We start from the raw sequence: 20,657 nt of genomic DNA, 5'->3' as shown, positions 1-20,657 counted from the left end.
CGCGTCCCGGGTGCTGCCGTTCCTGGCGCTGTTTCTGACGGCATCTCATGGGTCATCGCTGGTCTACCGGCGAATCCGCAGTCGCTGACCTGACGGGCCGTGTGGCGGGGTGCACTCATCCCGCCGCACGGCCCGGCTCAGAATCTGCACCGCGCCAACCGGCCGGGCGGGCATAGATACCCGCCCCAGCACCCCGAAAGAGTTCACCCGTGTCCATCCGTTCGCACTCCGGTCCCGAGTGGCCGTCCCGGTCCGGACCCGCCGTCGACGCCGGCCGGGCCATCCGCTGCACCGAATCCGTTCGTGACATCGCCGAAGACTTCACCGTGCTCGCCGAAGCACTCATGCACAAGACCTATGGAATCGCCGCGACGACCACCGAACTGCTCGGCATCGTCACGGCGCTCGACCAACTCGCGCACGACGCGATTGGGGCCCTCGTCGTACGCCAGCGGTCCCAGGGCGAACCGCTCAGCGACCTCACCCCTCTGCTGAACCTCACGGAGAACCGGCTGCGCAAGAAGTACGATCCGGAGACCGTCGACCAGTCCCTGGCATCCCGCCGCCGGCCGATGCGCGCGGCCCCCAGCACCCGGCCGACCGATGACGTCCCCAACCCGAAGAATCTGCTGCGCGAGCCCCGCCAGCGCCTGGCCTGCGCGCTCACCCGAATGTGGACCCTGTCCCGCGTCTCCCAGCGTGCACTCGCCGAATGCATGACCGTCGACCCGTCCTACGTCTCACGCCTGCTCTCCGGCGAACGGGACGTCTCTTGGCAGCACGTGAAGATCATCACCGAGACCTGTGGCGGCAACGCCGACCTGATGAGACCCCTGTGGGAAACAGCTGCCGGCGTACATCCCAGTAGCACCGACCCAGCCCGCCACCTACGCACCTACCTGCAGGCCCTCCACTACGCCGCAGGATCCCCTACCGACGCCAGGATCCTCGCCTCCGCCCAGTACACCTTCATCGCCGCCGAGCTGCACCAGGCGTTCGAAGGCCCCGGGGTCCCAGTGTGGCCGGTCGTCGCACAGCTCGTCACCGCTCTTCAGAGCCTGCCCGACATCGCCCGCCCGCTGTGGCGCCAGGCCCACTCCAAAGCCGAAACCAGCACCTTCCCCGCCGAAGCCTTCTGACCACGAACGGCAGGAAAAGGACCATGAAACCCGCCCCGGCCACCGTGCTCACGAACGCCTTCTACGCCTTCTACGACCTGCACCGCCCCGCCTACCACGCCTACGCGGAAGCCCATCTCCCGGCGGAAGAGGCACAGATAGCCGTCTCGCACCTCTTCAACCTCGTGGCTGACAACTGGACCACCGTTATCTCCGAGCGACACCCCTCCGAATGGGCCTGGAAAAGGCACACCCGCACGGTCGCCCGCCGCAGCGGCCGCACACACACCGCCGCCGAGGACGCCTCCTTACTCCACGACCAGCTGCTACTCAACATCGACCAGATTGCCACCGTGACGGGCAGCGAACCCGCGACCGTCACCGCGCTCCTGGCCGCCGCCCACCGGGAAGCCCGAACCGGAACAGCATGCCCGCGGCCCTGGGCGACCATGGCCAGACCCACGACGCCGACAGGACCACGATGGCGCAGCACGCACTGTCTCCGGACAGCAGCAGTCTGACCTGCCAGCTGCTGGCCTGATCGGACCGCGCGGGGTGGTCGAGCGGCAGACCAGGGCGATGCGCCAGCTCAGCCGGAGGGCGTTTCCGGAGCTGGAGGTTGCTGCCGACCCCGATCGCGCCGGCTGCGTCCAGCGTCGTCGTGAAGCCTCCTCCACCGAGGCAGCTGCCTTTCGGCCGGCCCGCGCGGCACATGCCACTCGGCAGGCAGGAACGGCTGCCCGCAAGTCGCCACCGCAAGATTCCTGGGCCACCGCCGTCCTCTGACCGCTACGGTGTCGTCGGCTGGGTTCGGTTCACCACCCGGTGATCAGTTCTTCACCCCAGCCCCCTGTACCCCGGATCAGCGCTCTGGCCCGGGGTACGGCCGTGTCATCACCAGGACTGTCAGCCCGGTCCTGCATCCTGTGCCCATGGCCGACACCTTTGACCACGCCCCACAGGCATGGAACGCCGCGCAGCTCCGCGAAGCGATCAAAGACCTGCCCGATGACGCTCCCATTCGCATCGGTGTCGCCGACGACCCCGGCAACTTCGACTGCTACGCCACCTACGTGCTCGTAGATGCCGAACACGTCGAGAACTGGTGGCCGGCCACCTCCAATACGCCCGAACGCACCGAAACCGAGAAGGCGCTCACCCTGTTCGCTGACTGGACGGCCGACAGGTACGAGCTGCTCGACTAGGGCAATATTTGGATCACTCCCGCTGGCCAAGGTTGTCGTTGATGATGTCCGTGTGACTAACCGCATCAGCGCTCTGATCTCAGCCTTCGCCGTCCTTGCCAGCACGTTGCTGCTCGTCCTTGCCGTTCGCGAGTACCGCTCTGGGGCATCGGCCCTCTGGATTGGGGCTGGAGCTGTGATCTTCCTCAGCGCTTTGCACACACTCATGCGGGACGTACGGCGACTCCACACGGGGGCGACGGCCTGACAAGCGGCGCCGGTTCCGACCGGCCCGGGGTTCCTTGTCGGGTCATACCGCAGCCTGAGTGGTCGCAGGAGAAGGCGAAGTCGGGTACGGGTACGTACCCGTACCCTTGAGGGATGGGAAGGAGTACGACGATGTCCGATGCCAATGTCCGTATCCCCGAAGAGGCCAAGGACCGGCTGGCCGCGATCGCAGCCGCTGAGGGTCTGTCGCTGCGCGCGTATCTGGCGCGCCTGGCCGAGACGATGCTGACCCCGGCCGAGCGTGCCGAGCGTGCCGAGAAGGCCCGGGCCGCGCTGAAGGCGTGGAACGGCTACGCACCCACCCCGGCCGAGCAGGACGACCTGGACAGTGAGCTGGACCGGCGCCTGGCACAGGTGACGAGCCGGTGACCGACGCCATGCACATCGTTCTGGACGACACGGCAATGGCCGCGGCCGGCCAGGGCAACGTCCTCGCCTCCCGCCTCATCCACCGGGCCCACGCCGAATCCGGCTGGTTCCTGTACGCCCCGGCGTGCGCGCTCGTCGAAGCCGACCGCGCCCGGCCCGGCACGGCCGAGCACCTGGCCGCAATGCCGGGCATCACCGTCCTGGACCTGGACCTGGCCGCCGCGCTGGCCATCGCCCGGCAGGAGACCTGGGCGGCGGCCCACAGCCAGTACGCGGCGCAGCCCACCCCCGACCGCCCCGACGGAGCGATCATCGCCACCACCGCTCCGAAGCGGTGGGAGGGCGAGCCGGTCCGCGTACTGGACCTCAACGCCTGAGCAGCGGCCCCCGACGGCCGCCGACCCTGTTCCGGACAGGGTCGGCGGCCTCATCGTGTTGTGCGGAGCTGCCCGCAGGGCCCGGGGGGGGGCTTGGGCCGGGGCGACGGGCATGCACGTCAATTCCTGCTGTGAAGGCCGCTGTTCACCTGCCCGGCAAACGGCCTAGCCCCTACGGTAGGCAATGTGTCCCACACACCTGTACCCGCGCCTGGCGGGCCCGCGTCGCCCCAGCGGCGTCGCCCGGGCGGCGGGCCCCCGCCTCCAGGGCGACGGCAGCAGCTGCGGGCACGCTGGGCCGACCGGCACGCCCTGCCCCGGTTCGGCTTCTGGCTGCTCAGCCGAGGCGCCGTTGTACTCGCGGTGTGCGGTGCCTTGTACGTGCTCAACGGTTTCCTGATCGGCTGGGCAAACGCCTACAACGTTCTGACCGGCATCACCTCGCCCGCAGACGTCCGCCCTCACGGCAGAGCCACTGACGTTCAGTGGCAGAACCCGCTGACATCCTGATGGCAGACGACACCTCTCGCAGCGATTCCTAATGCCGTTTATCAAGCCGCGAGAGGTCACATCCCGGCATGCCGTTGACGTCATCCTCCACCCCCGGGACAACATTCGATCGGGATAAAGGGGTAAATGCAGGGCTAAAGGCTGCCTAGTCAAGGACTGATCCGGTTGACGCCGCTGGCCAGAGGGCTGGTGTCTGTGTCTGTGTGCCCTAGTCGGTCTCAGCAGGCGGGGTGGCGGTTGTCCCAGTCGGCCAGTACGGCACGGACGGTGGCGGCGAGCTCGTGGCGCATTCCACGCCCGGTGGCGACGTTGCGGAGGTACGGCTCGGCACCCTGCAGCAGTGCCGCCTCTGGGCAGCTCAGCACCATCGCGCGGTGGGTTCCCTGGCGGCCGACGTGGCTCCATGCGTCGAAGCAGTTTCCCCTGGCCGTGGGGATGTGTCCGTCGACGTACGTTCTCGTGCCGGGTTTCTGGCAACTCCAGGGGGTGCGGAGCGCGCAGCGTGCGCAGGCGAGGTTCCCCACCATGTCGGGGAATCGGCGCTGCCATTCGAAGTCGAGCTCGTGCACGTCCTGGGCGCGAGGGATGAGACGGAGGCACAAGCAGCAGCTCAGGCGCAACGGGGCTGGCATAGCGGGGCTTCTCCTGTTGTGTGGTGGTGAGTTTCGTCGGCGGTGCGCCCCATCGGCCGCAGTGATGGGGCGATGAAGTAACCGGGCGGACTGCGGGTCGCGTGCGCTCCCCGGCGCAGCCTGCCGTGGTTCAGGAGCGCGGGATCAGCTCGGGCATGGAGGAGGCCGCGGTTCTCGGCCATGTCACAGCGTCGGGGACTCGGTCGTGGCCTGCGTGACCGTGCTCTGCCCTGTGTGCCGCGCGGATGCGGTCCAGGAGGGCGGTGAGAGCTGGAGGCTCAAACGTCGCCCGCGTCTTGTCGGTGAGTTCATGGAGGAGTGCGCTCAGGCCGGCGCATCCGAAGGTGCGGTGGGCGTAGTCGATCGCCGCCAGCACCAGGGCTCTGGCACGCGGTCATGCTGGCGGCGGCGACGGTGCTCAGGGCGTTCCGGGTGAGGTCGTCGCCGTCCAGTACGAGTCGGCCGCAATCGCAGAACTCCAGGCGCGCTTGACCAGGGCGATGGACATCTCCTCGGGGAGGAAGTCCGCAATGGCGTCGACAGCGACGAAGCCGAAGTCGACCGCGAGCTGGAACGCCTGATGACAGGTGGCCGGGTGGGCGGCGAACTCGCCGGTCAGCGGGGCATGGGGGCGGGTGACGACCGGCGGCCGCACAGGGCGGCGGCGAGGACGGCGAGAGGACGGCATGCAGCCATCAACAGCTCCATGCGCGGGCCGGTAACCGCCGTATCGCCCACTTGCAGTACTGCAAAGATCTGCGCCTTTCGTTGAACAGCTTTGGACGGGCCGCCTCCGGCCCGGGAAAGGGGGCTTTGACGTGGCCGTGGGCTGTACCAGGAAAAAGAAGAAGAACCGGAGCTGGCCTGCGCCTGTGTGGGAAGGCAGGTCGGTGGTCGCCGTGGGGAGGGAGGGGGCTGCTGTCGGGGGTCCTTCGCGCAGAAGCCTGGAGGTGGGGCAGCGGGCTGCCGAGGTGGATCGGGTGTGGTTCGACAGGCATCCGGGCGCCTCGGTGCGGGTGCGCGAGGCGCTGCCTGGTGAGCATGACCCCCAAGCGTTCTGGCGGGACGAGCTCGCCCCAGACGAGAAAGGCGTCGTGGTTGTGGTGCAGGCCGCTCCTGGGCGTCGTGCGCGGCTCCCGTTCAAGGTCGTGACCACCTCGGCACCCGGCGCGCGACTCTCCCCGCAGCAGTTGGAGGAGGTCAGGGCCGAGTGGGAGAGCGGCGACCGGACAGCGCTCGTCACCGGCATGGACGGCCGCGGCGTCGACACACTGGCCATGTTCCGACGCGTTGTGACCCGCGAGGCCATGTCCGAGAGCTGACCCACCGGTCCAGTGCCGCTTCGCGGATCAGGGAGGTCGGGGCGGACAGCGTGGTCGGTCGCCGCGCGGGTGCGGGCCGCGACCTTGCGATCCGGGCCGCGCTGGGCCCGGGTCAGCAGGTCTTCCACGGCGGCGGCAATACGAATGCCTGGCGTCGCTTCCCGATCTGTGCGAGGGGGAGGCGTCCTGGCTGGCCAGGTCGTGGATCACTCCGACGTCGGTGATCCGTACCGGGTAGGGGTGCGCGCGTGGTGGTACACGGGGCGGATTCGCCGTCCCCTGGCGTGCCGGTCGATCCGCCCTCTGCGCGCTCGTCCATTCAGGTGGCTACCCGTCAAGGCTCTTGTGTCGTATTTCATTTGTATGGGTCACTTGGGTAATCGAACCGGTGGGCCGCCCATCCCTCTCCGGGGGAGCGCGGAACCGTTCTGTTCGCCGACCGTCCATGCGTGACGGACCTCGGCATCATTTGCTTCGGATGGCCGCGATGGGCGCCCCTGTAGAGGACTTGGATCCAGCCAGTCGCCCCTGCCAGGTAGCGGCAGGGGCTGGTGTGGCAGCCCCCGGCCTCTGCAAGGGAGCGGTGCGCGAGTCATCCGCGCACAAATGAGTACCTCGTCGTCGAGGCCACGAGCGTGGCCTCCCACTCTGCGACCCGCGTGCGGTCATTGCCGCTGTGAGCGAGCCGACACCAGCCATGTGCACACCTCGGCCTTATGCCGAGGGCAGCGCGATGGCTAGCAGCTCTCCATCGCGAGGGCGGCACCGGCTCGTACGGAGCGGCGCCCGCTGCGGGGCGGCAAAGGCGTCCCGGGCCGAACGGCCCGCGACCGACACGGCTCATCACGGCTTCGAGCACCCGGCGCGGCTACGGCCGCTGACGGGCCCGGCAGCGGCCCGGTGGTCCAAGTCATGGCCCTGGGGCCTGACCTGGACCCGGCTCTGAGTCAACTCCAGCGTTCGAAGGTTCAGTTCACACACGGAGGACGACCATGCCAATCAGTCCGAACCAGGGCTCCACCGGTGGCGGTACCACCGTCACCATCACGGGCACCAACCTCACGGGCACCACCGCTGTGCTCTTCGGCACCAAGCCGGCGACCGGCGTCACCAACGTCTCGCCCACCCAGGTCACCGCTGTCTCGCCGTCCGGTGCCGGCGAGGTCGGCGTGACGGTGACCACCCCGGGCGGAACCAGCAACCCGGTCCCGTTCTTCTATGTCGGCGCCCCGTTCAAGTCCGGTCTGAGCGTGAGCTCGGGCCCCACCGCGGGCGGCAACACCATCACCATCAGCGGCACCGGCCTGTCCACCGCCACGGGGGTGTCCTTCGGCGCCAACACCGTGGTGCCGACGGTGGTGTCGGACAGCCAGATCAGTGTCGTCGTGCCCGCGGGTGCGGCAGCCGGGCCGGTGGGCGTCAGTGTGACGACCGCCGGAGGCACCAACAACGGTCTGTCGTACACGTACATCGACGTCCCGACCGTCACCGGGGTCACTCCGGCTTCCGGGCCGACGTCCGGCGGAACGGCGGTGACCATCACGGGCACCAACCTGACCTCGACGAGCCAGGTCACGTTCGCCGGCGTGCCGGCACCGTTCTCGGTCATCAACGCGACGACGGTGTCCGCCGTCACCCCGCCCGGCACCGTCGGCGCGGTCGACGTCACTCTCTCCAACCCTGCGGGCACAGCCACGGACGTCGGCGCCTTCACGTATGTGACAGGCCCCGGCATCTGATCCGCCACGGGGTGCGGCACCGACTGCCGACGCGGAACAGCGCCCGGCGCCGGTACCGCCTCCAGATGCATGATGCCCGCCCGGTCCGGGACATTTTGCGCCCGGCAGGGCGGGCAACCCGCTCGATGCCACTCGCTCATCGCCGCCCGGCCAGGAGGTCCGGGCGGCGCCCCGACCACCACACTCCGAACTCCGCATCCAGTCCACAACGCCCTCATCACATCACCCGACAGGAGAACGGCTGTGGAGAGCTCCGACAGCTCAATCTCTCTCATCAGGCAACCGGCGGTGGCCGCGGCGGCCCCCGCGATCAGCTCCGTCGTCCCAAACCAGGGGCCGGTCGCGGGCGGGAACACGGTCACGCTGACCGGAACCGACTTCACCGGCGCCACCTCGGTCAGTTTCGGTACCGTGGCCGCCGCGTTCATCGCCGTCTCCGCGACGCAGGCCACCGCCATCGCCCCCGCCGCGCCCGCCGGCACCGTCAACGTCACGATCACCACCCCGGGCGGCACCAGCGCCGGGATCCCCTATACGTATGTCGCCGCTCCGGTTCTGAGCAGTGTGGCTCCGGCCCAGGGGCCACTCGCGGGCGGGAACACCGTCACCCTGTCCGGGACCGGCTTCACCGGAACGACCTCCGTTCACTTCGGCGCGAACGCGGCGAGTTCGTTCACCGTCGTCTCGGCGACCCAACTGACTGCGGTCGTCCCCACCACCGGCAGCCCGGGTCCGGTTGCCGTCACGGTCACCACGCCCGGAGGGACCAGCACCCAAGCCGTCTTCTACTACTACCTCGCCGCACCGGTTCTCAGCGACGTCACCCCCGGAGCAGGGCAGGTGGCCGGTGGCAACTCCGTGACGCTGACCGGTGCGAATTTCCTCCAGGCCACCGCGGTTCGCTTCGGCGCGACGGCGGCGGCCACCTACACCATTGTCTCGGCCACGGAGATCGCTGCATTGGCGCCGCCGGGAGTCGCCGGCACGGTCCCGGTCACCGTCACCACGCCAGGCGGCACGAGCAACAGCGTGGCCTACGTCTATCTGGGTACCCCGGTCATCACTGGTCTGGTACCCGGCCAGGGGCCATCGGCAGGCGGAAACACGGTGACCCTCACCGGCGTCGGACTGACGTATGCCACCGCAGCACTGTTCGGTGCCGTGCCCGCCGGCTTCACCGTGGTCTCCGACACCCAGCTGACAACCACGGCACCGCCCGGCGTGGCGGGCGGCGTCACCATCAGAGTCGTCACCCCCGGTGGCACGAGTATCGGCGTTCCTTACACCCGACTCGGCCCACCCAACATCTGAGCGGTCCGGCACGTGGGACTCGCCACTCTTGTCCTCGATTGCCTGCGCCCGACCATGCCCCGGACTCCGACAACGCCACCGCTGCGACCTGTACTCCCTCGGATGCGTGCTCTACGAGATGGTCACCGGCCGCCGGCCTTTCACCGGTACGTCCTGGCACCTGGTCAACCAGCACCTCAACGAACAGCCCGCCGCGCTGCGCACCCTGCGCCCCGAGTCCCCCGTGGAGCTGGAGCGGTTGGTCGGCCGACTCCTGGCCAAGGACCCGGCCCAGCGGCCGGACAGCGCCGAAGAGATCTGCTTGCCCCCGTCGCTGTTCGAGGTCGATTACCTCACGGTCGAACACGCGAAAATCTATGACGGCCGGAGTAGACATTAGGCGGTGGTGTGGTTATGGTTTCTCCCGTAGCCCAGAGAGACAGCAGGGCCCGGCAGAGACGAACTGCCGGGCAGCAGTAACCGCAGTTGCAGTTCGCAGGACGGTGCGGTGGTGGAGTTCCGAAGCCAGGGTTGTTGCAGGACGGCGACGGGACTGACGACCGGACCGGGTGGCCCGCAGTGATCAGGGGCCGCCGCGAGCAGGACCGAAGTTAACGCAGTGGAATTACCCGTAAGTGCAGTTCGCAGTACCCAGCAGTGAAGTCAGTGAGCAGCACCTCGGTGAAGGCGTCGGCTGCGGACGCGCGCACCGGGAAGTTCGGCAGTGGGGTTCTAAGCCAGAGCAGACGCAGGACGGGCGACGGGGCTGGCTGCCGAAGAGTGACGCTTACTCAGGTCACCAGCAGTTCGCATCACCTAGTAGTACAAGCAGTGCGCAGTACCAGCAGTACGCAGTCCCCGTTGGTAAGTGTTGACCAAGAGGGAAGAACGGAGGAGCCGAGCGCCATCAGGATCGCCCGGGCGGAATTCGCTGAGCCCGGGTACCGCAGGACATCGATAGTGAGGTGGTCTCCGGTCAAGCAACCGCGATCCCCGCGTCCCCGACAGCATCTCGGTCGGGTCTGCGGAAACAGAAGGCCGGCGCAGTACCAGGGCCGGCAGATGGTGTAGCAGTTCCTTCGGGGCCCTGGTGCCATATGGCACCAGGGCCCCTCCACGCGTTCCACAGAGAGGTGCAATGACAGCAGACGACTCGTTCGGCCGTCTCGATGACGACGACTACCCCGCCTACACCATGGGCCGGGCCGCCGAAATGCTCGGCACCACCCAGGGCTTCCTCCGCGCCCTCGGCGAAGCCCGCCTCATCACCCCGCTGCGCTCCGCAGGCGGACACCGCCGCTACTCCCGCTACCAGCTGCGCATCGCCGCCCGCGCCCGGGAACTCGTCGACCAGGGCACCCCCATCGAGGCCGCCTGCCGCATCGTCATCCTCGAAGACCAGCTCGAAGAAGCCCAGCGCATCAACGCCGAATACCGCCGCGCCGCCAAATCAGCGGACCCGACGACCGCGGCCTGAGACGGCTGAGACCTGCGACTCCCCCAGGAGCTTCGCGGCTGCCGCCCGCGCATGCTGCCCGGGACGCACAAAGTTCCGGGCAACTTCGTCTTCTATGGCCTCACGTCGGGCCCCCACCGGGGGCATGGTGTGCAGCAGTTCCAGTCGGCGCTGGACGGCTTCGACCGCCCCGGAGCGCCGGCCAGGAACGTGGCGGCGCAATGAGACCAGGGGCGGGCCGAGTTCCCGGGCCTGCTGCGGGTCGCGAAGTTCCTGCCACTGGTGGTGGGCGCGGTCTACGGCGCCTTCTACAGCGGGGTCGTCCGGGGGCTGTTGCCGGGCAAGGCGGGCGTCGGCGGCAGCCATCCACAACTCGCAGCTGCGCGCCGGATCGGCGTCATCGTGGTCATGCAGGTCTCACGCCGCACGGCCGGGCGGGTTACCCGCGGCTGTCTCGGCGGGCGGCCAGGGCCGTATGGGCCTGGCCGATCTCGATGAGGTAGGGGGCGACAAAGCCGTGATAGTCCGCTTTGCGTTGGTCCGGTAGATCCCGCCAGCCGGTGATACGGCCACGGCAGCGGCGCGAGCCGCACCGGCAGCGGGCGGCGAAGTAGTCGACCGAGTAGTTCCGCATCGCATAGTCAAAAGTGATCTCGTCGCCTGCGGCGATAGGTGCGCGGGCGACGAAGTCGTGAGCACCACTGGCATTGAGGCGGATCCCGCAGTTCGGTTCACACGAGTGGTTCACCTTCGAGACGAGCCCGCCGTGCAACACGAAACGTTCCGCACTGACCTGGGAGGCGTGGGAGTGATTGCGGTCCAGTTCACGATCGATGACACCAACCATCACCGTCTCGTCGATCTGGAAAGGCCGGGTGGCGAAAACGCCTTCTCCTTTTTCGTGAGTTCCCCGGAGTTCGAAGCCGTTATCCATCGTCGCCTGCTCTCTGCGGGATCAGCACGCCCGAGGGTGATCAAGCTGCGGGCACGACAAAATCGATGCGCCGCCGAGGGGCTCCTCGACCACGATCTGTTGATCCTTGCATCACACCCGATCGGCCATGGCCGTTTCAAGACTGTCCCGTCTCAAACGGTCTGGCCCCGGCTCAGACCTGTGACTTGCGGCGACCAGATCGGTTGAGACGTGGGGACGCTGGGAATCCCGGTTGATCTGGTCCTGGGCGAGAGGATGCCGGATGCTGTCTCTGTTGATCTGGTCCGGTTCATCGGAAGCTATCTCAACGACTCTTCACTGACGTGATTTCCGAGGCTGATTCTCGACAGTGCCCACCTGTGGGTCCTTGATCACAGGGGCGAGTGTCGGCAGACCGATCGTTTCCGACACTCACGCCGCCGCAGGCGCGTTCTCAGCCGCGCGACGGCGCTTCCAGGGCGGATTCAACCGGTCGTTGCAACACCTCGTCCTCGGAGATGTTGATGGGCAGGCCAGCAGGGTGGATGGCAGCGTTGACCGGGCGTTCGCCGATGAAGTCACCAGGTGCGCCGGCGCTACGGCGGGAAGCGGAACGTCAGTTCTGGCGGGAGATCGCGAAGGGACTGCTCCCGGAGGAGGCGGCAGCTTCGGTCGGCGTATCCCAAGCGGCGGGGGGAAGATGGTTCCGCCACGGTGGCGGCATGCCACCAATGGATCTTGCTCCGCAGTCCGGCCGGTACCTGTCCTTTCACGAGCGGGAAGAGATCGCGATCCTGAAAGCGCAGGGCATCGGGGTCCGGGAGACCGCGCGACGTCTTGGCCGTGATCCTTCGACGGTGTCCCGGGAACTGAGGCGCAACGCCGCGACTCGTGGCGGCTGGCTGGACTACAGGGCTTCGGTCGCCCAGTGGAAGGCCGATCTGGTGGCCCGGCGCCCGAAAACCGCGAAACTGGCGGCCAACGACCGGTTGCGCGACTACGTACAGGAAAGGCTTTCCGGCCAGGTCAGCCGCCCCGACGGGACGATGATGGGGCCAGAGGGGCCGCGGTGGAAGGGAAGGAACAAGCCGCACCGCGGCGACCGCCGGTGGGTCATGGCGTGGAGTCCGGAGCAGATCGCGAACCGGCTGAAGGTCGACTTTCCCGATGATGAGTCCATGCGTATCAGCCACGAGGCGATCTATCAGGCCCTGTTCATCGAAGGCCGGGGAACGCTCAAGCGCGAGCTCGTCGCCTGCCTGCGCACCGGCAGGGCCCTGCGGGTGCCCCGAGCTCGGTCCAAGCGGACGTCGTGGGCCCACGTCACGCCCGAGGTGTTGATCAGTGAACGGTCGGCCGAAGCCGACGACCGGGCCGTTCCGGGACACTGGGAGGGCGATCTTCTGATCGGACTGGAGAGGTCGGCGATCGGCACGCTGGTCGAGCGCACCACCCGGTTCACGGTGCTCGTCCACCTTCCCCGCGAGGACGGCTACGGCACGGTTCCCCGCACCAAGAACGGGCCGCCGCTGGCCGGCTACGGAGCGGTGACGATGAAGAACGCGCTGGCAGCAACGGTCGGCACCCTGCCCGGGCAACTATGGCGGTCGCTGACCTGGGACCGCGGCAAGGAGCTGTCGGCACACGCCCAGTTCACGATCGAGACCGGCATCCCGGTCTACTTCGCCGACCCGCACAGCCCCTGGCAGCGCGGCACCAACGAGAACACGAACGGCCTGTTGCGCCAATACTTCCCGAAGGGAACTGACCTTTCTCGATGGGCGGCTGAGGATATCGAGGCGGTCGCTGCCACGCTCAACAGCCGGCCCCGGAAGAGCCTCGGTTGGAAGACGCCCGCCGAGGCCCTCAACGACCATCTACTATCGATGAAATAAGCCGGTGTTGCATCCACTGGTTGAACCTGGTCAGTACGCGACGGTCAGCATGGCCAGCAACGGGCCCCACAAGCTCAGCGGTGCATAGCAGAAGTAGTACCAGGCAGCCTCCCAGCCGGTGGCCAGGGTCGGGGAGCCGGCCGGTAGGTCGTCGCCTTGGATCGTGGTGCCCCTGATCTCGGAGACGCTGAACAGGAGGGTGAACACGAGCATGAGGATCGTGGCCCCGATGGCGGCCGGTACGGCGGAGCATCTGGCCGCGCTGCCGGGAATCACCGTTCTGGACCTGGACCTGGCCGCCGCCTTGGCTCTCGCCCGGCAGGAGACATGGGCGGCGGCCCACAGCCAGTACGTGGCGCAGCCCACACCCGACCGCCCGGACGGAGCGATCATCGCCACCACTGCCCCGAAGCGGTGGGAGGGTGAGCCGGTCCGCGTACTGGACCTCGCGCCCTGATCGCAGCAGGAGACCGGCTGTGGTCCCGCCTGATCCGGCGGGACCACAGTGCGTCACGGGGCGGCCCGCAGGTGATCACTCCGGACGGTGGCCAGGCCTCGTCACCGCTGACGGGCCGTCGTGGCGGTTCCGGGGCCCTGGGCGAGCGGCTGAGCGGCTGGCAGCAGGACCGGGTCGAGGCGGCGGCGAAGGCGGAGCTGCCCCGGCTGGCGGGCCTGTTGGTGCGGCCGGAGGCGGCGTCGCAGCTGCTGGCCGACCGGCTCACCGTGCGCCCGGAGTCGGCGGCCTGGGCGACGGAGGTCCATGCCGGCACCAGCGGCCCCGGCTTCCGCGCGGAGGTCGAGAGCGAGCTGTAGGCGTACACCCGAACATGCACCGGTCGGTACGAATCAAAGTGCACAACCTTGATCTGACGCCTGTCCGTCCGCAAGGGCAGGTGCCCTCGCGGTACCTTCGCCCATCAGGCACGACCCGCGCCGTCCGTTCCGTCTTCAGTGCGTGGCCTGGTCTGCTGTTTCTCGGGTGATGTCGGCGTAGAGGCGGAAGAGAGTCGGGCGGGCTTCGCCCTGGTCACGTTCGTGCAGGGCCGCCCAGCACTGGGCGATGAGCTCCCGGGCCTGGGTGCCGGGCCAGGGCCGGGGCAGGAGCTGAGGCGGCAGCAACGGGTCGGGCTCTATGGCGCGGGTGAGTTCGGCGGCCAGCTCGACAGCGATGGTGAGGAGTGCGGATGAGGAGAGTTCGGCAGGGCCGGTGAGCCGGGCGAGGCGGGGCTGGGCGAGGCGGGGCTGGGCGATGCGGCTGAGGCGGTGGTAGCGGTCGGCGATCTCCTGCAGGGGCCATAGACGTCGGGCGAGTTCGGCAGGCTCTTGGGTGTCGCCCCTGCGCAGGTCCGTCGTGGTGAGGAGGGTGAGCGCGCCGTGGGTGCCGAGGCGGTGGGCGGCTTCTTCGACGTACGGTTCCCATGTGTTGGCGCAGACGTACAATCCGCCCTGGAGCGGGGCGCCACCGAGGTGGACGAGCGTCTCGCGCAGGGCGTCCCGGGCGGTGCGCGCCGATTCGGGCACCGCGAAGGCGGCCAGGTGCCAGACGCCGTCCCAGGGCGCGAGCCCGGCGTCCTGTTGGAATGCGTGCCGCAGGAAGTCCGCGTTGGGGGCGAGGGCACGCTTGGTGTCCGTGGTCGTATGCAGCTCCGCCTTGCGGCCTCGGCCCTCGTGGGTGAATCGGCCTTCGGACACGAGGCGTTTGATGCACAGCCGTACCTGCTGGTCGCTCATGCCCAGGGTGTTGGCGACGGTGTACAGCTCGTCCGCGTCGACGGTGCCGTCCTCGCGGATCAGCGCGTGGACGAGCATGCGGGTTGGGACCTCGACGTGGTCGGTCTCGGCGCTCACAGTTCTCTCACTCCTTTTGTTCCGACCGGGCGGTGCATGGTGGTCACCGCGCCGAATCCGAGCAGCCCGCGCAGGTAGGGCGTGTGCTCGGTCCGTACGGCCGTGAAGCCGCGCCGCTCGTACAGGGCCCTGGCGCGCGGGTTGGTGTCGATCACGTCCAGTCTGATCTCCCGGCAGTCCTGCTCCGCCGCGACGGCGGCCACTTCCTCGATGAGCAGGCTCCCGACGCCCCGGCCGCGCATGGCCGGGTCCACGGCGATGCCGTCCATGACGAGCTGTCCGGGGGCCGGGTGACGTTCGAACAGGGCGAGGAGCAGGAGTCGGTGCAGTCCTCGCAGGTGTCCGTACGCGCGCAGTACGGCGCAAGCCGATCCTCCGGTGAGGGCCCGCCCGTCGTGCTGGTAGCCGGCGAGGCCGACGAGCTGCCCGTCCAGGAGTGCGCAGACCGCGCGATCGGCGTTCAGGTGGGCGGCGATAAAGGGCACCGCCTTGCCCGGCGGGTTCAGGGCGGGACCGAGTTTGCGGCCGAAGGCGTCCCAGTACAGCTCGGCCGCCCGCCGCTCAGCTCCGGCCGGAACACCCCGTCGTACTGTCACCGGTCCGGCCCCAGGACCTGTCGCGTCCAGTCCCATGCTGTGCTCCCTTTCTCCCTGAAACCTCGACCCGAATCTATCAAACTCTCAGTGATCGTTCTGTCAATGATAGTTTAGGTGTCCACTCAAACCCGAACAGAGGCAGCCATCCCATGTGTCCAAAGACCCAGCCCCGACGGCACGGGCTCCGCGTCGCCGTGTGGTCACTCGTCACGGTCCTGGTCGTGGCCGCCGGTCTCGTCGGTGTGGTGCTGTGGCAGAACTCCTACGACATGGACGAGCAGCGGGTCTCGATCCGCCACGGCGGCCACACCCTCAACGGCGTATTGGCCATCCCCAGGGACGGCCGCAAGCACCACGGCCTGGTCGTGTACGTCCACGGCGACGGCCCCGTCGACGCCACCCACGACGACGGTTACAAGCCCATGTGGGAGGCGAACGCCAAGGCCGGGTACGCCTCCCTGTCCTGGGACAAGCCCGGCGTCGCGGGCGCACCCGGCAACTGGCTCGACCAGTCCATGGACGACCGGGCCGATGAGGCAGCCGCCGCGATCGCCTGGGCCCGCGCCCGCCCGGACATCGACGGCGACCGGATCGGGCTCTGGGGCGCCAGCCAGGCGGGCTGGGTCCTGCCGAAGATCGCCGCCAAGACGCCCGTGAGCTTCGTCATCGCCGTCTCGCCCGCGATCAACTGGCTCCAGCAGGGCCGCTACAACCTCCTCGCCGAGCTGCGCGCCGACGGCGCATCAGCAGCCCGCACCAAGGCGGAGGTCGCCAAGAGCGACACCACCCTCCGGCTGCTGGAACGCCACGCGACCTTCGAGGAGTACGTCAGGGCGACGGGCGGCGACGCGGACGGCATGACCGCCGATCGCTGGGGCTTCATCTCCAAGAACTACACCGCGGACGCCACACAAGACCTCCGCGCCCTGCGCGGCGTACCGGTGCTGCTGACCCTCGCAGGCCATGACATCAACGTGGACACCGCCGACACGGAGCGCACCTACCATAAGGTGCTGGACGCAGGCGGCGCATTGACGGTCAAGCATTACCCGGACGCGACCCATTCACTGCTCAAGCAGTCCATTGAGCAGTCGGACCTCAAGATCGCGCTCACCGCGCTCTTCTCCCCCCACTCGCTCTTCGCGGACGGATTCCTGGACAGCCAACGACAGTTCCTCAAGGAACTCAGCCGAGGCAACCATGCCACTCCCGCAAGCTCGGCCCGCGTGGTGCACGTTCACGTGTACCGCCCGGTGCACTTTGAAGCGAACGTCGGCACTCTTCCCGAAGAATCCGGGGCGATCGGGGTGGCTCAGTGTCGTTGTTCTGGATGAGTCACATCAGGAGGAGACCGATGCCGAAGAAGCGTAAGAAGAACCGGAAGGCGGCCCGAGCGACATCCGCTCCAGTGGTGCCGCAGGTCAAGCGGAGTGTCCCGGTCGTGGAGGCACACGACTGGGATGACGATGACAGCGGCTGGGATGACGACGAGGGTTTCCCCATGACTGCCTTCCGGGAGCAGTTCGCCAGGCCGGCCGACGCTGTAGCGACTGTACGAGCAGGAGGGCAGTGGGAATGGACCGGCTGCATCGACGGCTCACGTATGCGTCACCGCGTACTTCTGTTTGATGACGGGACTGCGGCTGTCGAGCAGGCTGTCTTTCTCGGCCCCATCCAGGAGAGCGCGATCCTCTGTGCCTGGCACGAAACCCCCGAAGAGGAACGACCCGCCCTGGAGAAGAGCATCCTCAGCGCTCTGGCCAGCCTGCATGCAGCGGTACGCCCTCACCTGGAGGCTGAGATCCGCCAAGCCCGTCCCGACAACTACACCGCCCCCGTCCCGGAGGCATTCAGCCATACTCCCGAACCTCACGGACCGGGTCTTCCGCTCTTCGGATGGCGCCTTATGCACCAGGTGAGCCCCGAGTCCGTCTGGGACGACACGCTGGACGTCGCCCTCTGGAACAGTTCCATGGCCATCGGGGACTGGTCGGGCATGTACGACCACATCGACGAGGTTCGGCAAGGCGGCTTCACTGATCTGCTGCGCCGCCACGGCGTACCGGCCGTGCTGTGCGCCAAGTGCGAGAAGCCCATCACCTCCCGCCACCCGCGCTGGCCCGGAATCTGGACCACCCCCAGCGACGATGGCGGCGGCCCTGCGTGTGAGGGGACAGGGACAGGGCCGTTTCCTCCAGCGCCTCGAATCGGCTGGTACACCGACAGCGAATTCGGGGAACCCCATCAACCTCAATAGTTGATGACGCCGACGATTTCGTACAGCTTCCTGCCTCAGCCGCGTGACGGAGGAAGCCGACCGCCGCGCCCGAGCGGAGCGCATGGTGAGGTGTTTTCGGCCTCCGTTGAGGATCCGCCCCAGCCTCCTGGCCGGTTGTCTCACCATCTGGTTGTGAAGGAACCTCCTCGCCCAGATCACTGCGGAGTGCGTCCAGCTGCGCCGCCAGTGGTAGGGCGGGGGTCCGGAAGTGCGGATGGCTGCCGACGTGGGCTGCCACGAATTCCCAGGTGTCCCGGTGGCAAACCAGGGTGGGGTGGCCGATGCGACCTTCCCGGCCCTCACGACCGCCCAGATCCTTCCCTTCCCGGTGAGCGGAGACGGCTCTTCCACCGATTCGCTGGAGCCCTGCTCGCTGGCCTCCAGCGCCGCGCGGGGAACGTCGTGTTCCCTCTCTTCGCAGCCATCAAGACGCCTATAGGTGCCACCCTCAGGGCGATCCGTGACGGTGTGCAATCGGGCCACCGCAGACAGCTTTCGGCCATCCCCTCAAATACGTTGGAACGGTGTGATCACGTGGCATAGCGTTCCGTATGGCTGCTGCGGCACCCCGGGCAGGGGGCCCGGTTTCGGTGACCGCCGCAGCGAAGGGGGAGGACATCTCATGCGACTTCCTGCAACGAAGCAGACCGTGGCCGCCGGAGCGGCGGTGATCGCCCTGGCAGGCACCCTGGCGGGCACTGCCCAGGCAGCGCCTTCGGGTGACCGGCTCGAAGTGACGATCACACCCGTCGCGGCAAATGCCCGAGCTGCTGCCGGTGAACTCAAGTGTCCGGTTCCGTCAGGCAACATCAGCGTGTGGAGCCGCACGCACTCCTGTCAGACCGTCAACGCCACGGTCAACGTGCTGCGCAACGGCAAGCCGGTCGGAGCAGCTTACTTCACGGTCCAGCACGTGATGAGTCTCGACATCAACAAGACCACCTGGTCCGAGACCATCCAGGTGACCAAGGCCAAACTCGTCAACAACGCCTCGGGCATCCGGGCCGCCTTCAGCGTGAACTGCGGGTCGGGCTGCACGGCCACGTCCACGCTGAAGCCGTTCACGCTCGGGTCTGCGGCTTCCGGCCGGGTCGACTACAAGAACCCGGTCAAGCGGTACACCCAGCGCAAGAACATGTCGGCATACCGGTTCTCCTTCACCAAGGCCGGGTACACGCCGGGCAGCCTCGGCTACAACTCGCCTCTCTACCGGTGCGATGACAAGTTCTACAACAAGAAGCCGCAGTTCTCGAAGCCTGCCGGCTGCACTTTCCCGTCTCACCCCGGCGTCGAGACGAATCAGCGGCTCCTGCCCTACATCAGCAAGAACATCGCCAACGTGCAGTCGAAGGGCATCCACCTGGGCTCGCCGAACTACGGCAGGCCGCTGCACCGCATCACCGACGGCAAGAAGATCCTGGACAACCGGGAACAGGTCTGCCCCTCGCGCGCCAAGCCGCCGGCCCACCTGCCCTTCCCCGGTAAGGCGCAGTGCGACGAGTACCCGTTCGCGTCCACGCGCGAGGGCGGGAAGAGCCAGAGCCTGCCCAACCGCGGCACCATGTGGGTTCCCGAGAAGGAGAACCAGCGGCAGGGCGGGTTCCTCGGCACGTTCTACCGTGAGAGCCGGATTCTCGACGGCGACCCGTACTTCGTGTATGTCGGAGTGTAATTCCGCCTGAACCCGCAGTCTGAGTAAATGGGGTGGTCCGAGCGCATCGCGCGGACCACCCCGCTGGCGTATGAGAGCGAAAAAAGGGGGGGCACTCCGTGTCCGTCATCAGCAGCAGTACGCGCCGTTTCCTGGTAGAGACCGGCTACTGGATGGCCTCCGGCGGCGACGAGGACTTCGACCGCTTCGTGGGCGACGCATTCGCCGGTACGGACAGCGCTCTGATCGACGTGTCCAAGGGCGGAGGGCTGATGGCCGTGGCCACCAGCACGCAGTGGAGCGACATCGAGGTCACCGCCACCGTCCACGACTCCGAGCCACCGCGCGAGGCCGAACCATGGGACGCGGTCAGCGACGTCACCATCGTCGTCGACCCGCCCGGCCCCGAGGACGACGAGTCCTGCATCGGCATCATGGCCGGCCCCGTGCCCGAGGAAGAGCCCGACCCGATCTTCCTCCCCTGCCCCAGCGGCCGGCCCGCCCGGTGGCACCTGCGCATCCACGCACGCGTTCCCGACAGCGGCACAGAAGAACATCTGCTCGTGCTCTGGCCCGCACCGGCAAACGCAGACACGGCCGCCCTGCGATGATCACCGTGACCCTCCGCCGCACGGCGTGTACGGCGTTCGGGGCGGCGGCTGCATCGAGCGGGTGAAATCCTTGGAAGCAACCGGGCAGGGCCCCGTTTGGCGACAGGCAGGACGCGGCCTGATCCGACCGCCCGCGTCCACGGGGGTTGACGGCGGGCTGTCCCGACCGGTTCGGCGGTGGGAGACTGCGGGCCGTGTCTGGGTTCGCGAGAGATCCTGCACCTGCGTATCGCGACCGGCACCTGGTCCGGCTTCGATCTCGCGGCCGACGACCCGCAGACCAAGCTGTTCGTCACGATGCTCGCCGGGGTCCGGGAGTTCCAGCGCGACATGATCTCGGAGAACACGAAGGAGGGCGTCGCCGCCGAGGCCGCGGGCAGGACGCTGGGGCGGCCGCCGCGCTCGACGGGGACAAGGCGGCCGACATCGTCGACGCGTACAGGAAGACGTGACGGCCAGTCACGATCCCGGTAGCGCCGTGGTCTCCGTGACCGCCACCCGCAAGATCGGAGGCATCACTGACACCCGGCCCTGGCCGCCGCCAAACCCCTTCTCCTGCTCAACACCCGACCGGTGCGCG

General features: G+C 68.1%; 24 protein-coding genes and 1 pseudogene. 19 read left to right on the top strand and 6 right to left on the bottom strand.

Translation table 11 applies throughout. The annotated features are described in order from the left end of the window. Nucleotides 1–209 precede the first annotated feature (209 nt). The 6 genes from OG953_RS43540 (at nucleotide 210) to OG953_RS43515 (ending at nucleotide 3,846) form a co-directional block, all read left to right on the top strand. On the top strand, nucleotides 210–1,139 hold the full coding sequence (locus tag OG953_RS43540; RefSeq protein WP_331735691.1) for a helix-turn-helix transcriptional regulator: 930 nt from the start codon (nucleotides 210–212) through the stop codon (nucleotides 1,137–1,139). 23 nt (nucleotides 1,140–1,162) lie between these two features. After that, nucleotides 1,163–1,639 carry a hypothetical protein gene (locus tag OG953_RS43535; RefSeq protein WP_331735689.1) on the top strand — a complete coding sequence of 159 codons (477 nt, stop codon included), beginning with the start codon at nucleotides 1,163–1,165 and terminating at the stop codon, nucleotides 1,637–1,639. A 411-nt stretch (nucleotides 1,640–2,050) separates the two neighbouring features. Next, entirely contained in the window at nucleotides 2,051–2,323 is a 273-nt protein-coding gene (locus tag OG953_RS43530; protein ID WP_331735687.1) for a DUF6225 family protein, read from the top strand. A gap of 378 nt (nucleotides 2,324–2,701) precedes the next feature. Further along, nucleotides 2,702–2,959 (top strand): hypothetical protein, encoded by a 258-nt coding sequence (locus tag OG953_RS43525; protein ID WP_331735685.1) that lies wholly within the window; start codon nucleotides 2,702–2,704, stop codon nucleotides 2,957–2,959. Then, the gene (locus tag OG953_RS43520; protein ID WP_331735682.1) at nucleotides 2,956–3,336 is read left to right on the top strand and encodes a hypothetical protein; all 381 of its coding nucleotides are present in this window, start codon (nucleotides 2,956–2,958) and stop codon (nucleotides 3,334–3,336) included. Before OG953_RS43525 ends, OG953_RS43520 begins: the two co-directional genes overlap by 4 nt. A 186-nt stretch (nucleotides 3,337–3,522) precedes the next feature. Beyond that, nucleotides 3,523–3,846, top strand: a complete 324-nt coding sequence (locus OG953_RS43515; RefSeq protein ID WP_331735679.1) for a hypothetical protein — start codon at nucleotides 3,523–3,525, stop codon at nucleotides 3,844–3,846. A 218-nt stretch (nucleotides 3,847–4,064) separates the two neighbouring features. On the opposite strand, the gene OG953_RS43510 is transcribed toward OG953_RS43515, so the two are convergent. After that, nucleotides 4,065–4,415 (bottom strand): hypothetical protein, encoded by a 351-nt coding sequence (locus OG953_RS43510; RefSeq protein ID WP_405692584.1) that lies wholly within the window; start codon nucleotides 4,413–4,415, stop codon nucleotides 4,065–4,067. A gap of 481 nt (nucleotides 4,416–4,896) precedes the next feature. Then, nucleotides 4,897–5,166 (bottom strand): hypothetical protein, encoded by a 270-nt coding sequence (locus OG953_RS43505; protein ID WP_331735671.1) that lies wholly within the window; start codon nucleotides 5,164–5,166, stop codon nucleotides 4,897–4,899. Nucleotides 5,167–5,458: 292 nt separating this feature from the next. On the opposite strand from OG953_RS43505, the gene OG953_RS43500 reads away from it, so the two are divergent. The 5 genes from OG953_RS43500 (at nucleotide 5,459) to OG953_RS43480 (ending at nucleotide 10,306) form a co-directional block, all read left to right on the top strand. Further along, nucleotides 5,459–5,800 (top strand): hypothetical protein, encoded by a 342-nt coding sequence (locus OG953_RS43500; RefSeq protein ID WP_405692582.1) that lies wholly within the window; start codon nucleotides 5,459–5,461, stop codon nucleotides 5,798–5,800. Nucleotides 5,801–6,792: 992 nt separating this feature from the next. After that, nucleotides 6,793–7,539: an IPT/TIG domain-containing protein gene (locus OG953_RS43495; protein WP_331735665.1), complete on the top strand. Its 747-nt coding sequence runs from the start codon at nucleotides 6,793–6,795 to the stop codon at nucleotides 7,537–7,539. Between the two features lie 243 nt (nucleotides 7,540–7,782). Then, nucleotides 7,783–8,850, top strand: coding sequence for an IPT/TIG domain-containing protein (locus OG953_RS43490; RefSeq protein WP_331735662.1), 1,068 nt, complete (start codon nucleotides 7,783–7,785; stop codon nucleotides 8,848–8,850). Beyond that, on the top strand, nucleotides 8,798–9,229 hold the full coding sequence (locus OG953_RS43485) for a protein kinase domain-containing protein (protein ID WP_405692580.1): 432 nt from the start codon (nucleotides 8,798–8,800) through the stop codon (nucleotides 9,227–9,229). The genes OG953_RS43490 and OG953_RS43485 overlap by 53 nt, the downstream gene beginning before the upstream one ends. 738 nt (nucleotides 9,230–9,967) lie before the next feature. Then, on the top strand, nucleotides 9,968–10,306 hold the full coding sequence (locus OG953_RS43480) for a MerR family transcriptional regulator (RefSeq protein WP_331735658.1): 339 nt from the start codon (nucleotides 9,968–9,970) through the stop codon (nucleotides 10,304–10,306). A gap of 418 nt (nucleotides 10,307–10,724) precedes the next feature. On the opposite strand, the gene OG953_RS43475 is transcribed toward OG953_RS43480, so the two are convergent. Beyond that, on the bottom strand, nucleotides 10,725–11,219 hold the full coding sequence (locus tag OG953_RS43475) for an SET domain-containing methyltransferase (RefSeq protein WP_331735654.1): 495 nt from the start codon (nucleotides 11,217–11,219) through the stop codon (nucleotides 10,725–10,727). 524 nt (nucleotides 11,220–11,743) lie between these two features. Between OG953_RS43475 and OG953_RS43470 the strand changes: the two genes are divergently transcribed. After that, the gene (locus OG953_RS43470) at nucleotides 11,744–13,093 is read left to right on the top strand and encodes an IS30 family transposase (RefSeq protein WP_331735651.1); all 1,350 of its coding nucleotides are present in this window, start codon (nucleotides 11,744–11,746) and stop codon (nucleotides 13,091–13,093) included. A 30-nt stretch (nucleotides 13,094–13,123) separates the two neighbouring features. Here the strand turns inward: OG953_RS43470 and OG953_RS43465 are convergent, their stop codons facing one another. Further along, entirely contained in the window at nucleotides 13,124–13,300 is a 177-nt protein-coding gene (locus OG953_RS43465; protein WP_405692578.1) for a hypothetical protein, read from the bottom strand. A gap of 31 nt (nucleotides 13,301–13,331) precedes the next feature. On the opposite strand from OG953_RS43465, the pseudogene OG953_RS43460 reads away from it, so the two are divergent. Both OG953_RS43460 and OG953_RS43455 read left to right on the top strand, forming a co-directional pair. Continuing rightward, nucleotides 13,332–13,550 (top strand): annotated as a pseudogene (locus tag OG953_RS43460) (hypothetical protein); the annotation flags it as partial. Nucleotides 13,551–13,621: 71 nt separating this feature from the next. Next, nucleotides 13,622–13,906, top strand: a complete 285-nt coding sequence (locus OG953_RS43455) for a hypothetical protein (RefSeq protein WP_331735645.1) — start codon at nucleotides 13,622–13,624, stop codon at nucleotides 13,904–13,906. A gap of 135 nt (nucleotides 13,907–14,041) precedes the next feature. Here the strand turns inward: OG953_RS43455 and OG953_RS43450 are convergent, their stop codons facing one another. Further along, nucleotides 14,042–14,902 (bottom strand): PaaX family transcriptional regulator C-terminal domain-containing protein, encoded by an 861-nt coding sequence (locus tag OG953_RS43450; RefSeq protein ID WP_331736158.1) that lies wholly within the window; start codon nucleotides 14,900–14,902, stop codon nucleotides 14,042–14,044. 35 nt (nucleotides 14,903–14,937) lie between these two features. Then, a complete protein-coding gene (locus OG953_RS43445) occupies nucleotides 14,938–15,573 on the bottom strand; it encodes a GNAT family N-acetyltransferase (protein ID WP_331735642.1) in 636 nt (211 codons plus the stop codon). A 113-nt stretch (nucleotides 15,574–15,686) separates the two neighbouring features. Here OG953_RS43445 and OG953_RS43440 point away from each other — a divergent pair, with 113 nt between their 5' ends. The 5 genes from OG953_RS43440 (at nucleotide 15,687) to OG953_RS43420 (ending at nucleotide 20,551) form a co-directional block, all read left to right on the top strand. Beyond that, nucleotides 15,687–16,871, top strand: a complete 1,185-nt coding sequence (locus OG953_RS43440; protein ID WP_331735639.1) for a serine aminopeptidase domain-containing protein — start codon at nucleotides 15,687–15,689, stop codon at nucleotides 16,869–16,871. Nucleotides 16,872–16,891: 20 nt separating this feature from the next. Beyond that, the gene (locus OG953_RS43435) at nucleotides 16,892–17,794 is read left to right on the top strand and encodes a hypothetical protein (RefSeq protein WP_331735636.1); all 903 of its coding nucleotides are present in this window, start codon (nucleotides 16,892–16,894) and stop codon (nucleotides 17,792–17,794) included. 643 nt (nucleotides 17,795–18,437) lie between these two features. Next, entirely contained in the window at nucleotides 18,438–19,487 is a 1,050-nt protein-coding gene (locus OG953_RS43430; protein WP_331735634.1) for a NucA/NucB deoxyribonuclease domain-containing protein, read from the top strand. Nucleotides 19,488–19,585: 98 nt separating this feature from the next. Then, entirely contained in the window at nucleotides 19,586–20,077 is a 492-nt protein-coding gene (locus OG953_RS43425; RefSeq protein WP_331735631.1) for a hypothetical protein, read from the top strand. Between the two features lie 177 nt (nucleotides 20,078–20,254). Continuing rightward, nucleotides 20,255–20,551, top strand: coding sequence for a recombinase family protein (locus OG953_RS43420; RefSeq protein ID WP_405692575.1), 297 nt, complete (start codon nucleotides 20,255–20,257; stop codon nucleotides 20,549–20,551). Nucleotides 20,552–20,657 lie beyond the last annotated feature (106 nt).

Source organism: Streptomyces sp. NBC_00057 (assembly GCF_045041165.1).
Classification (GTDB): domain Bacteria; phylum Actinomycetota; class Actinomycetes; order Streptomycetales; family Streptomycetaceae; genus Streptomyces.
This window is presented reverse-complemented; position numbering and strand designations above follow the sequence as displayed.